Here is a 12478-nt window from a genome sequence, read left to right as displayed (position 1 = left end):
AGGCTTAGCCATTAAATGAAAGTAGAGAGTTGGCCCGGTCCTCGCGTACGCCGGCGTCCTGGATGACCTTCATCTGGGTTTCAAAACGACGGGCATTGGCAATCATGGCCACCATCGCTTCAGCCGGGTTCACGTTGCTTTTTTCAATAAAGCCCGACACCATCCGCACCGACGGGTCCGCGGGAGCCGGTGCACCGCTGCTCATACGAAACAAACCATCCTGGCCCCGCAACAGGTCGGCGGCGGGCGGGTTGACCATTTTCAACTGCCCCATCACCTGAATGTCGCGCGGATTGTCGCCAGCTCCCAGGGCAGTCAACTGACCGTCGCTGGAAAAAGTGACGGTTCCCCGATCGGGAATCTCGATCGCCTGACCGTCGGCGCTCAGCACGGGCAAACCGGACTGCGTCACCAACTGGTTCTGGGCATTGACGACCAGATCGCCTGCCCGGGTATAGGCCTCCTGGCCATCAAGCGCACGAACGGCAAACCAGCCCTGACCTGCAATGGCCACATCCAGTGCATTGCCGGTTTCGGCCATTGTGCCCGGTTGAAAACGACTGCCCGGCGTCACCGTGGCGGTACCCACACGGGTCTGCGCACCGTCCTCACTGGTAACGGGCACCGAGCGGTAATACGCGAGCTGTTCGCGAAAACCGGACGTGTTCACATTGGCCAGATTGTTGGTGATGACGTCTTGCTGCTCCAGCGTGCGCTGAGCGCCATTCATGGCGGTATAAATCAGGCGATCCATGACAGCTCTTAACGCAGGTTGACCAGGGTTTGCAGAACCTGATCCTGTGTCTTGATGGTCTGGGCATTGGCCTGATAGGTGCGCTGGGCAATGATCATATTGACCAGTTCCTGACCCATGTCCACATTGGAGTCTTCCACGGCCTGACCCTTGATCGTGGCCAGCCCGTTCTCGCCAGGACGGCCTAGAATGGGTTGACCCGACGCGCCGGTCTCTGCCCAGGCGTTGCCGCCCACGGGGCTAAGGCCTTGCAAGTTGCTAAAGTCGGCCAGAACCAGCGAACCCAGACGTTGAGTGACGCCGTTGGTGTAGGACGCCACCATGGTGCCGTCCTTGTCGATGTTCATGCCAGCGTATTCACCGGTGGCGTAGCCATCCTGGTAAGGCTTGCCTTTGGCAAACTCGCCACCGAACTGGGTCGTGCCGGTATAGCGCACATCAAAGACCAGGTCGTCGGCCGGGGAGGCATTGCCGCCGGGGTTGGCCAAGGTCAGGTTGACCGTTGCAGGGGTCGGGCTGGTCAGCACCCCGGCACCGTTAAAAGTCAGTGTCGCTTTGGCGGGCGACAAAGGCGTGCTGCCTTCCATGTAGTACACGTCCCATACACTTTCACCGCCCGCATTGGCAGGCCGCTTGACAAAGTACTGAGAGATTTCGTGACTGTTGCCCAGAGAGTCGTAAACGGAGTAGCTAAACGATTCGCTGTAGGTGGTGCTGTCTTTGGGGTCAAAGATATTGATGGGATTGCCATTGGCATCCTGGGCTGGAATTGCTTCGGCACCACCGGGCAGGTTGGGCTTGAAATCCAGGGACGTCGTGGCTTTGGGCGGCACGTTTGCCGATGGCACCTGCAAGCGCTCAAGCTGGCTGCTGCCCACGCCATAGCCAGTCAGGTAGTGGCCCTGGGCATTCACCAAATAGCCTGCCTTGTCGGGATAGAACTGGCCATTGCGCGAAAACAGCACGGCACCGTTGCTTTGCTCCAGACGGAACAGGCCATTGGCACCGTCAATGGCCATGTCAAACATATTGCCCGAGGAGCTGATGTTACCCACCGAAAAGCGCTGGCTGACGCGCGATACTTGCACGCCCAGACCGACGCGCGAGTTCGCGTAAACGTCCGCGAACTGCACACTCGACGCTTTATAGCCAACCGTTCCCGAGTTGGCGATATTGTTACCGATAGAATCCAGGTTCTGGGAGGCGGCGTTCAGGCCGCTCAATCCTTGTCCGAAGCTCATGAAATTTCCTTTTAATGTCGTGTTGGCCCAGCGCGCTCAAGAGGCCAGCAACGCTTACATAATTTTGCGTATATCCAGCAGGGAGAATGAACCTGCCAGACCCAGATCCAGCATCAGGCCGCTGGAGGTATAAGCCACACTATCGACCTTGCCGTGCGTCAATGGGCTGGCTGTCACCGCCGTGCCATCATTGCTGGCCAACACACTGACGGTGTAGGAACCGTCGGCCAGCGGGGAGCCCTGGTTGTCCAGGCCATCCCAGCTCAGCGAATACACCCCGGCCTCTTTGGGCCCCAGCTCGTACTCGCGCACCACCTTGCCACTGCTGTCTTTGATATGCACCAAGGTGGTACTGCTGCCACTGACCAGGTCAATCCCAAAAGGCATGGCAACTTTCTCGCCGTCCGGACTCGTGCCCAGGGACACTTTCGCACCTGGCACCAGCACCTGCTTGCCAATCAGGTTGGCAGCCTGCATGGACTGGCTGACATCCATCTGTCCGGCCACGGCCAGCAAGGTATTGTTCAATTGCTGAATCCCGGCCACCGTGGACATTTGTGCCATCTGGCTGGTGACCTGGGCATTGTCCATGGGGTTAAGTGGGTCCTGATTGCGCAGCTGTGTAATCAGCATGGTCAGGAAACGGTCTTCCGTTTCGGCCATGGCGCTTTTGTTACGGGCATCCATCCCGGCCATCGCCCCAGCGGTGGGGTCCAGGGCACTGCGATCGTTGGTGACTGTGCTCATGCTCTCTCTTTGCGTAAACCGGTTTACTGGCCAATGGTCAGGGTGCGCAACATCAGGTTTTTGGAGGTGTTCACCACCTCTACATTGGCCTGATAGGAGCGCGACGCGGCCAGCATATTGACGGTCTCGGCCACCACATCCACATTGGGCAAGGTCACATAACCTTGGGCATCGGCATAGGGATTGCCGGGGTCGTACTGCAATCGACCCGGCGCATTGCTTTCCTGCACCCCCAGCACCTGCACGCCACCGACAGGACTGTTGCCCTGCGGAGTCATCTGAAACACGACCTGGCGAGCCTTGTATGGCTGACCATCGGGCCCGACCACGCTGTCGGCGTTAGCCAGGTTGCTGGCCGACACGTTCATGCGTTGGGACTGCGCTGTCAGGGCAGAGCCGGCAATCTGGAAAATACTGAAACTGGACATGAAGACTCGCTATTACTGTTGCAAGGCTGCCATCAAGCCTTTCAAACGCTGGGACGCCAGGTTGATGGTGCTTTGATAGTGCAAGGTGTTATCGGCAAACTGCATGCGCTCGACGTCCATCTCAACCGTATTGCCATCCAAAGATGGTTGTACGGGGACGCGGTAGAGCAGCTCGTCCGTGCTGGGCGGACGGCTGGCCTGGGCGGGTATGTGACGGACCGATGTCAGGGACAGGCTGGTATTGGGCAATGCCATCTGGCCCTGCCCCCCTAAAGCAGCTTTCAGGGTGGCCGTAAAGTCCATATCCCGTGCCTTGTAGTTGGGCGTGTCGGCGTTGGCAATATTGGAGGCCAGAACCTCTTGGCGCTGTTGGCGCACAGCCAGTGCCGTCTGGTAAAACTTCAGGTGCTCACCGATGCGATCAATCATGGAGTCAAGCCAATATTCTGTGTTCAAGTTCAAAATACAGTGAACGCGCGCACGCCTTTTCACCGACATGACAGAATGGTAGCCAGAGGCACGGCATCACAAACCCGGGAACAAAACGCAATTTATCGGCCAGTTCAGCTCTTGACCCGGCGGCTGAGCCCGTAAAATTCAGCCATGACCTTGTATAGACTCCTGCTTTGCGTATGTCTGTTCGCCCTGGGGGCGAGCGTGACTGCGCGCGCCCAGGAGCCGGCCAACGTACTCAGTGTGCAAGCCATGCAGGAGCAGGCGCAGGAGTTTTTACATAAACAGGCGCAGATGTATCCTGGTGTCGCCACGATCACGCTGGATACCTCGCGCCTTGACACTATGCCGGCCTGCGCCCAAAACCAGATCTTCCTGCCCAGCGGCCAACGCCTGCGCTCGCGCATGAGCGTGGGCGTGCGCTGCCTGAGCCCGCACAGCTGGAGCACGTCGATAGGCGCTACGCTATCGATCCAGGGCAGCTATTACGTGAGCAGCCGGCGTATCAACCCAGGCGAGACCATTCAGCAAGATGATCTGGTCGAGCGCGAGGGGGACTTGCTGGCGCTGGCCAATGGCGTGGTCATTGATCCGGAGCGGATCATCGGCTATGTCGCCAGCCAGCGCATCCCGTTGGGCAATGCGATACGAGCCTCGGCGCTACGCGATCCACAATCGGTAACACGCGGCCAAATGGTTCGCACCATTGCACGCGGCATGGGCTTTGTCGCCAGTGGAGAGGGTCAGGCTCTGCAAAGCGGAGCACCGGGCACCCAAATTCAGATCAAGGCCAGTTCAGGGCAAATCATTTCGGCCACTGTCCTGGATGCCTCCACGGTCCAGGTCATTCTCTGAACGAAATCCGATGAGCATGCTAAAGTTTGCGTCCAGAGCGCCGTTACAAGATCAACGCAAAGAACAGGCCGCACGGAGAAAAACGTGAAGATCAGCCCCTCCTCCCTCAAGACACCTCTTGCTGAAACCTCTGCCGCAGAACGCAGCACGGCTCCCAGTCGTGCACGCCAGGCATACAACAGCACCAGCACCAACGAAGTGGATTTCAGCGCCGCAGCCCGCCAGCTCAATTCGCTGCAAGACAGCAGCGCCGATGTGGACATGAAAAAAGTCCAGGCCTTGCGCCAGGCTATTGCCGCCGGCGAGCTCAAAATTGACACCAGCCGGATTGCCGACTCCCTGATCGCCTCCGTGCGCGATCTTCTCAAGTAACTCACCCCAAACGGCCATGCCTTTGCAAACCTGCCTTGCCGATCAACACCAAGCCCTGCTGGATTTCGAGCAGTTGCTGGTCGAAGAAAATACCTTGCTGCTGCGTCGCTTTGAGCCTCAGGAACTGGCCCAGATCACCTTGAGCAAGTACCAGGTGCTCGAACGCATTGAGCAACTGGAGCGGAGCCGCGCCCAGCTGCTGCAAGCACGCGGACTGGAAAACAGCAATCAGGGCCTGCGCTACGCTGCCGAACAGGACGAGCTGGAACACGAGCTGGAGCAACTGATCGAGCTGAGCCAAAAAGTGCGCAACGCCAGCGACAACAATCGCATTTTGGTTGATACTTTTCTGGCCGACACCCAGCAAAACCTGGATGCGCTAGAAGCCTTCACGGGCCGCAATACGTTCTACGATGCGTCGGGCAAGACGCAAAATACGCAGTCCTCTTTAAGTCTGAAAGTCTGACACCTCGCCCTGACAGCCTGCGAACGTCCGGTCAGGGCAAACTCCACCTCCCCCAAAGACAAGTTACAGTGTGCCAGCGCTTCCTGCACAAGGCAGGAACTGCTCATGCATCATGCGCTCTGGCGGCGCAACGAGCTGCCCGAGCATCATCACAACGCATCTAACTGAGCGCCCGGCCATCTGCGACGACGCTAAACATAAAAAAAACCTGCCGTTTGGCAGGCTTTTACACAGGGCTGGACGGCTGGACTTAACTCATCGCTTCTTTCAACACCAGCATCTTCACCAGCGCATCGACCGACTGACTGGACTTCAGCCCCGGTTTGCCCAGCAGGCGGGCACTCAGTTGCCGCACACCACGGTTGTCGGGGGCCTGCAGCAAGTCCCAGCAGGCCAGCGTTAACTGGGCGGCTGCCAGCAGATGAAGTTCTTCTTCAAACTCAGAGTGGCTGGCTGGCAAAATGCCGCGCACGGTGTTGAACAAGCGTGCCATTTCCTGCACTTCGCTACGCAGCATCATGTAGCAGGCCAGACTGGCCGGAGCGATCGGCTCGGCACCTGCATGTTGATGCATGAGCGCAAAACGGGTCTTCAACACCTTGCCATCATGCCGACGTACGGTACGCAGCACAATTAGATCCAGATGAACAGGCTCGCCCTGACGCTGGCGCAACTGCACCGGCTCAACGGCATACCACAGCGCGATTTCACTGAGCCTGACCCGGCCCAGTGTTTCAAGGTGCAGGCGAGCAGCCAGATCGGGAATGGCATGAAAGGCCAACTGTTTGCTCAGGGCATTCGGCGTGGTTTTACCGTCCTTGTGCCACAGGGAGGTCGCGCCGGGGATCAGCGCCAGCCAGTCTGCAGGCATGTCGGCCCACTGACGCCACATGGTGGGCGATCCGCCTTCAAAAATATGCAGCAGATTCACAGGCTGGGCCTGGGTGTTCAAAACCTGCATGGCCTGATTAAGCGCTTGTGTGGGACTGGGCCGTTCCATGCTGCGCACCCCACGTACATCCGACCACTGTGACGGTGTCTGACGCTGATAGTAGGGAACGCTGAGAGCCTGACCTTTGGGGCTGAACAGGAAACTGAACGAACACTGCTCCTGACTGCCTGCAGGCTGATGATCTGCGTGGATCACCAGCAAACGAGACACATCGCATTCGCTCACTTCCTGACACGCGGCGCGCATCAAGCCTTCGGCTCGTTGTGCAGCCGCCCCATCCTGCACAGCAGCATGAGGGGCGTGCAAGTCACGCCAAAAGTCATAAGCTTCGGCGCAGGCCAATCGCTCGTCCAGATCAGCGGCGGCACGCCGTGCCTGCTCCAGGCCGACGGGGCCACCCGCCGAGGCAGCAGACAAAAGACGCGGCAAGACACGCGCCCGGCGCTCTTCCTCGGCCTGATGCTCCTGAGCGGACTGCCCGCCACTTTCCAGCAAGGCGGCCAGGTCGCCAGAGCTGGCCGCATACAGAGGGCGCTGACTTTCGCGAACCTGCAAGGCAGAATCGACCAGTTCACCCGCACTCATAAAGCGCAAGTCCTCGGGCACTTTCTGGCCATTGGACACATAATGGATTGGCAATTTGAAACGAATGGCTGTATCCAGGGGAGCACCCAGCTTGATGGCCTCATCCACTTTGGAGATGATGCAGCCGCTCAACGGCGTGCCGCCGTCCTGGGTATAGCTGCGGGCCACCTCATCCAAGGTATCCCCCTGGCTGGCGGCGTTAAGCACCAGCAGGCGCTGTACGCGGCGACCGGCACCTGCCAGCAAAGCGGCCTGTTCGCGCACATAGCGATCCCGCTGGCTGATCCCCATATTGTCGATCAGGATCACCTGATCGGGCCGCACGCCCAGCATCACGCTGCGCAACTGCGCCACATCCTGAACAATATGTACGGCCACTCGCATGAGGTCGCCATAAATCTTTAATTGTTCATGAGCACCAATCCGATAGGTGTCCGTGGTCAGCAAAACCACTTTATCCGGGCCGAAACGACGTACGGCGCGGGCCGCCAGCTTTGCCAGCGTGGTGGTCTTGCCCACCCCCGTAGGACCGACCAGCGCCAGGGCCAGCCCCGGCTGCCACAGGGAATCCTCAGCCCGCAACACGGGCAAATGGGTTTCCAGTTCGGTACGCACCCACTGCAAGGCAGCACGCGCGCCCAGCTCGGGCGGCAGGCGCTTGAGCAGCGCGCGCAATAACGCGGTGCTAAAACCCTGCGACAACAGGCTCTGGAACAGATTGACCGCAACCGGAGAGCGGCGCATCTGATGGCTCCAGACCAGATCATCCATCCGGCCTTCCAAGGCACCGCGCAACGCACCGATTGCCCCCATCACATTGTCGGCAGCCGGTGGCGCAGCCATGTCCTGCTGACGTATGCCCGCTGCCTGATGCGCCGTGCCCGTGGGCATGGGCGCACGCTCGGCCGTAGCACCGGGAACCGAGCTGGAATCCGTGGCCAGAATTTCCACCCCGCCATTGACTCGACGGTTGGACACAATCAATGCATCCGGACCTAAAGCAAGGCGCACCTGACGCATGGCCTCACGACTGGTACTGCCAAAAAAGCGACTTATATTCATTCAGACTGACCAATAATGGTGGTGACCCGAAGGATGCGTTCTTCAGGAATTTCAGCGTTAGACAAGACACCCAACTGGGGAATGTGGTGACGCAGGAAACGAGACAGGGTCGCCCGCAAAATGGGCGGCACAACCAGCACGGGTGGGTCGCCATGCTCTTCCTGGAACTGGGCGGCCCGCATGGTATCGGTCAGCACCGACTCGGCCAGACCGGGCTCCAGAGCGCCGCTGCTGGTCAAGGCCTGCGTCATGACACGCTCCAGACGCGCATCCAAGCCAATCACGCGCAGTTCGCCCTCGCCGGGGAACCACTGTTGTACGATGGCCCGGCCAAGTGCCACCCGCAAAACGGCCAGAAGCTCGCCTGCCTCTTGCCCGGGCTGGACGGCACCGGGAGCCAGAATGCGCGGCGCATGTTCGGCCAAAGTCTCCACAATGCTGCGCATATCGCGAATCGGCACATCTTCCGCGAGCAGACCTCGCAAGACCTTGAGCAAAAGGCTAAGAGACAGGGTCTGGGGCACAAAATCCTCGACCAGCTTGGGAGCCTCGCGCCCCACATGGTCGAGCAGTTGCTGCACTTCCTGACGGCCCAGCAATTCAGCCCCGTGGCGATGCAGTAAATGATTGATGTGCGTGGCAATCACCGTGCTGGCATCGACCACGGTATAGCCCGCAATCTGGGCCTGTTCACGCATACTCACGTCAACCCACACAGCGGGCAGACCAAAGGCCGGATCGCTGGTCGGGGTGCCCGGCAGCTTCATGGTGACACCGCCAGGATCGATGGCCAGCCACTGGCCCGGCGTGGCGGTACCGCGCCCGATCTCCACACCGGCCAACAAAATGCGGTAATCATTGGGCTTGAGTTCGAGGTTGTCCCGGATATGAACGACGGGCGGCAAAAAGCCCACTTCCTGCGCAAACTTCTTACGCAAACTGCGGATACGGTGCAGCAACTCGCCATTTTGAGCGTGGTCCACCAGCGAGATCAGGCGATAGCCCACTTCCAGCCCCAAGGGGTCGACCATGGACACATCATTCCAGCTGGCTTCGCTGGCCGCTGAATCGGCTGCCGCCAAGACCTCATCATTGGGTTCACTGGTCTGCTGTGCCTGTTCTGCCTGATGTTTCTGCATCAGCCAGGCCCCCGCTCCCAGAATGGCCGCCAACAACAGAAACACCAGATTGGGCATGCCGGGAATCAAACCCATCAAGCCCAGAATCCCGGCAGTGATATACAGCACCATGGGATTGCGGAAAAGCTGGTTGACCATCTGCTGGCCCACATCCTCATCAGTGGCCACCCGCGAGACCACGACCCCGGCCGCTGTGGAGATAATCAGGGCGGGAATCTGCGCGACCAGCCCGTCACCAATGGTGAGCAAGGTATACACATGGCCGGCTTCCGAGAAAGACAGGCCGTGCTGCAGCACGCCGATAATCAGACCGCCGATGACGTTGATGACCATGATCAGCAGACCGGCCACCGCATCACCGCGCACAAACTTGCTCGCACCGTCCATGGAACCGTAGAACTCGGCCTCCTGCGAGACTTCCGCCCGGCGACGTCGCGCATCTTCCTCGCCAATCAGACCGGCATTCAGATCCGCATCAATGGCCATTTGCTTGCCCGGCAGGGCATCCAGGGTAAAGCGGGCTCCCACTTCGGCAATACGGCCCGCACCCTTGGTAATCACCACAAAGTTGATGATGACCAGAATCACGAACACGATCAGACCCACGGCAAAATTGCCGCCGACCAGAAAGTGACCAAAAGCCTCAATCACCTGCCCCGCCGCATCCGGTCCTTTATGACCGTTCATCAGCACCACCCGCGTGGAGGCCACGTTCAGGGCCAGACGCAACAAGGTGGCAAACAGCAGCACCGCCGGAAAAGCCGCAAAATCCAAGGGCTTTTTGGTGAACATGGCCACCAGCAAGATCATGACGGCCAGGGCGATATTAAAGGTAAACAGCAGGTCCAGCAGAAACGGCGGCAAGGGCAGAATCATCATGGCCATCACCATGAGAATCAGCACCGGGCCGGCGAGAAGCCGGGCGTGTTGTCCCCCGTTTTGTTTCAATAAGGCAAAAAAATTGTTCATTGCTTTTAATGTTTGCGCGAACGCAGTGGACCTTCATCCATGCCCGTGGGCACGTTCAGTCGGGTGGGCATGATCGGACGTTCGCCCTGCCCCCTGTTCCAGTTACGAAGCTGATAGACCCAGGCCAGCACCTCGGCCACCGCCGAGTACAGGCCCACAGGAATCTCACGCTCCAGCTCAACATTGAAATACAAGGCTCGCGCCAGCGCGGGTGCTTCCAGCATCGCCACCTTATGCTCTGCCGCCAGCCCGCGAATCTTGGCGGCGATCAGGCCCGTTCCTTTGGCCACCACGCGTGGCGCGCCACCTTTGCCATCCTGGTACTTCAGCGCGACCGCATAATGCGTGGGGTTGGTGACCACCACATCGGCGCCCGGCACCTGGGACATCATGCGCGAACGCGCCATGGACCGCTGCTGCTGCCGGATGCGCCCTTTGACATGCGGATCGCCCTCACTTTCCTTATGTTCTTCCTTTACGTCCTGACGCGACATGCGCAGCTTCTTATAAAAGCTAAACAGCTGCCAGGGCGCGTCAATCAACACAATCACCAGCAGGCTGGCGGCAATCAGGGCGCAACACTTGATGATCAAGGTCATTCCCGTGGCGATGGCCGCTGTGGGATGCACATACATCAGTGCTGTCATCTGCTCGCGCTCGGTCCAGATGACATAGACCGCCACGGAGCCGACCAGACCCGCTTTGGCCAGGGTCTTGATCAGTTCAATCACCGTTTGCATGGAAAACATGCGCTTGATGCCCTTGGCCGGATTCATGCGCTCGAACTTGGGTTGCAGCGCCTTGCCGCTAAAACTCATCCCACCCAGTGCAATGGAGGCCAGTATCGCGACAAGCACCAGCAGTGCAAACAAGGGCGCCAGCCCCTTGAGTGCTTCGCCAGCCAGCCCCGCCGCCTGGACCACCATGGCATTGGGGTCATGGGCGACACGGGGATCGAACCAGACGCTGCGCCGCACGATACCGCCGAAGGTTTCATACAGATACGCAGCCCCAACCCAGATTCCACCAATGCCGGCCAGCAGCATCAAAAACGTGGTCAGCTCTCTGGAACGGGCCACCTGCCCTTCTTCCCGCGCCTTTTCCAGGCGCCGGGGCGAGGCCGGTTCTGTTTTTTCGAGATCGCTGTCTTCTGCCATGGACTGCCAAGACGCAGGAATTGAAGGAATGAATCAGGCGCCCAGCACAAATGTCGCGCTCGCACTACAGGTCGCGGGGTCATTCTAAAAGAGCACCGCCGCTCTGATAGCGCGGAGAAAGCCCGATAAAAGCAGGCTGTTCCCCACAAGCAAAAAGGCGCTGCAGTGCGCAGCGCCTTTTTAATGTCGACACAAGCCGTCTCGAAGGGACAGGTTCAAAAGCCCAGATTGGCCAGCAAATCGTCCACCTGATCCTGGCTGGTGACCACTTCCGAGGCCACCGGCGAGACCACTGGACCATTGATAAGGCTTTGAGTTTCTTCGCGTTTTTCCGTGGGCACATTGTCGACCAGCACCTGGACCAGCTCGGTCTCGATGGTGCCGACCACGCCCAGCATGCGCGTGATCACCTGCCCGGTCAGATCCTGAAAATCCTGGGCCATGATGATCTCCAGCAGGTTGTCCTGGGTCTGCTGGGCCTTGACGGGCACATCGCGCAAAAAGCCACGCGTGCGCTTGACCAGCTCGCGGGCCTGATCCTGGTCCAGGGGCTGCTCAAACCATTGTTCCCATTCCACATCGAGCGCCTGGGCGTCGGCTTGCAAAGACTCTTGCAAAGGACGCACCTGCTCGGCAGCATTGAGCACCCGGTTGGCGGCTTGCTCGGTCATGCGAGCCACATAGTGCAGACGATCGCGGGCATCCGGAATCGCGTGCGCGGCATCTTTGATGGCTTGATCCAGACCCAGTTCGCGCATGCTTTCCCGCAGCAGGCGGGTCAGATTGGCGATGCGGTAGACCAGATCAACCGGTACGCTTTGGGAATCAGGATGAGTCGGTGTTTGCTGTGGGTCCATGACGTACTCCGTATTAACCGCCCATTTTCTCGAAGATCTTGTTCAGCTTCTCTTCCAGCGTTGCGGCGGTAAAGGGTTTGACCACATAGCCATTGGCCCCTGCCTGGGCGGCGGCAATAATGTTTTCTTTCTTGGCTTCAGCCGTCACCATGAGCACCGGCAACGAAGCCAGGTTGGCATCAGCGCGAATCTGTTTGAGCATCTCCAGCCCGTCCAGATTGGGCATGTTCCAGTCCGAGACCACAAACTCAAAATTGCCATTACGCAATTTCTCCAGGCCCATCTGGCCATCTTCAGCTTCATCCACATTCTCGTATCCCAGATCCTTGAGCAGGTTCTTGATGATCCGGCGCATGGTAGGAAAGTCATCGACGACGAGAATCTTTATATTTTTTTGTACCATTTACATTCTCCAAATGAGTAGCATGCCAGTGCGTTCAG

General features: G+C 59.0%; 13 protein-coding genes. 3 read left to right on the top strand and 10 right to left on the bottom strand.

Annotated elements, in window-relative coordinates; translation table 11 throughout:
* Positions 1-4: 4 nt before the first annotated feature.
* The 5 genes from flgF to flgB are packed head-to-tail and all read right to left on the bottom strand — an operon-like array spanning position 5 to position 3599.
* Positions 5-754, bottom strand: a complete 750-nt coding sequence (gene flgF / locus ACOZ42_RS05505; protein WP_131071437.1) for a flagellar basal-body rod protein FlgF — start codon at positions 752-754, stop codon at positions 5-7.
* Positions 755-762: 8 nt separating this feature from the next.
* A complete protein-coding gene (flgE, locus tag ACOZ42_RS05500) occupies positions 763-1995 on the bottom strand; it encodes a flagellar hook protein FlgE (RefSeq protein WP_003804679.1) in 1233 nt (410 codons plus the stop codon).
* A gap of 54 nt (positions 1996-2049) precedes the next feature.
* The gene (locus tag ACOZ42_RS05495) at positions 2050-2742 is read right to left on the bottom strand and encodes a flagellar hook capping FlgD N-terminal domain-containing protein (RefSeq protein ID WP_219235856.1); all 693 of its coding nucleotides are present in this window, start codon (positions 2740-2742) and stop codon (positions 2050-2052) included.
* A gap of 23 nt (positions 2743-2765) precedes the next feature.
* On the bottom strand, positions 2766-3170 hold the full coding sequence (gene flgC, locus ACOZ42_RS05490; RefSeq protein ID WP_003804683.1) for a flagellar basal body rod protein FlgC: 405 nt from the start codon (positions 3168-3170) through the stop codon (positions 2766-2768).
* A 12-nt stretch (positions 3171-3182) separates the two neighbouring features.
* The gene (gene flgB / locus ACOZ42_RS05485) at positions 3183-3599 is read right to left on the bottom strand and encodes a flagellar basal body rod protein FlgB (protein ID WP_003804685.1); all 417 of its coding nucleotides are present in this window, start codon (positions 3597-3599) and stop codon (positions 3183-3185) included.
* Positions 3600-3827: 228 nt separating this feature from the next.
* On the opposite strand from flgB, the gene flgA reads away from it, so the two are divergent.
* From flgA to ACOZ42_RS05470, 3 genes are all read left to right on the top strand, one after another.
* Positions 3828-4478, top strand: a complete 651-nt coding sequence (gene flgA / locus ACOZ42_RS05480; protein ID WP_003804687.1) for a flagellar basal body P-ring formation chaperone FlgA — start codon at positions 3828-3830, stop codon at positions 4476-4478.
* A gap of 84 nt (positions 4479-4562) precedes the next feature.
* Positions 4563-4850 (top strand): flagellar biosynthesis anti-sigma factor FlgM, encoded by a 288-nt coding sequence (flgM, locus tag ACOZ42_RS05475; RefSeq protein ID WP_426345632.1) that lies wholly within the window; start codon positions 4563-4565, stop codon positions 4848-4850.
* Positions 4851-4866: 16 nt separating this feature from the next.
* On the top strand, positions 4867-5316 hold the full coding sequence (locus ACOZ42_RS05470; RefSeq protein WP_426345631.1) for a flagella synthesis protein FlgN: 450 nt from the start codon (positions 4867-4869) through the stop codon (positions 5314-5316).
* Between the two features lie 250 nt (positions 5317-5566).
* Here ACOZ42_RS05470 and flhF read toward each other — a convergent pair whose 3' ends face one another.
* The 5 genes from flhF to cheY all read right to left on the bottom strand — a co-directional run bounded on the left by flhF (position 5567) and on the right by cheY (position 12440).
* Complete coding sequence (gene flhF / locus ACOZ42_RS05465; protein ID WP_301607044.1) at positions 5567-7915, bottom strand: flagellar biosynthesis protein FlhF; 2349 nt, start codon at positions 7913-7915, stop codon at positions 5567-5569.
* Complete coding sequence (gene flhA, locus ACOZ42_RS05460) at positions 7912-10023, bottom strand: flagellar biosynthesis protein FlhA (RefSeq protein WP_336579682.1); 2112 nt, start codon at positions 10021-10023, stop codon at positions 7912-7914. The genes flhF and flhA overlap by 4 nt, the downstream gene beginning before the upstream one ends.
* 5 nt (positions 10024-10028) lie before the next feature.
* On the bottom strand, positions 10029-11180 hold the full coding sequence (flhB, locus tag ACOZ42_RS05455; protein WP_426345630.1) for a flagellar biosynthesis protein FlhB: 1152 nt from the start codon (positions 11178-11180) through the stop codon (positions 10029-10031).
* Between the two features lie 215 nt (positions 11181-11395).
* Entirely contained in the window at positions 11396-12037 is a 642-nt protein-coding gene (gene cheZ, locus ACOZ42_RS05450; protein WP_003804698.1) for a protein phosphatase CheZ, read from the bottom strand.
* Positions 12038-12050: 13 nt separating this feature from the next.
* Positions 12051-12440 (bottom strand): chemotaxis response regulator CheY, encoded by a 390-nt coding sequence (cheY, locus tag ACOZ42_RS05445; RefSeq protein WP_003804700.1) that lies wholly within the window; start codon positions 12438-12440, stop codon positions 12051-12053.
* Positions 12441-12478 lie beyond the last annotated feature (38 nt).

Source organism: Alcaligenes sp. HNGD-HTN06 (genome assembly GCF_049932565.1).
Taxonomy (GTDB): Bacteria; Pseudomonadota; Gammaproteobacteria; order Burkholderiales; family Burkholderiaceae_B; genus Alcaligenes; species Alcaligenes ammonioxydans.
This window is presented reverse-complemented; position numbering and strand designations above follow the sequence as displayed.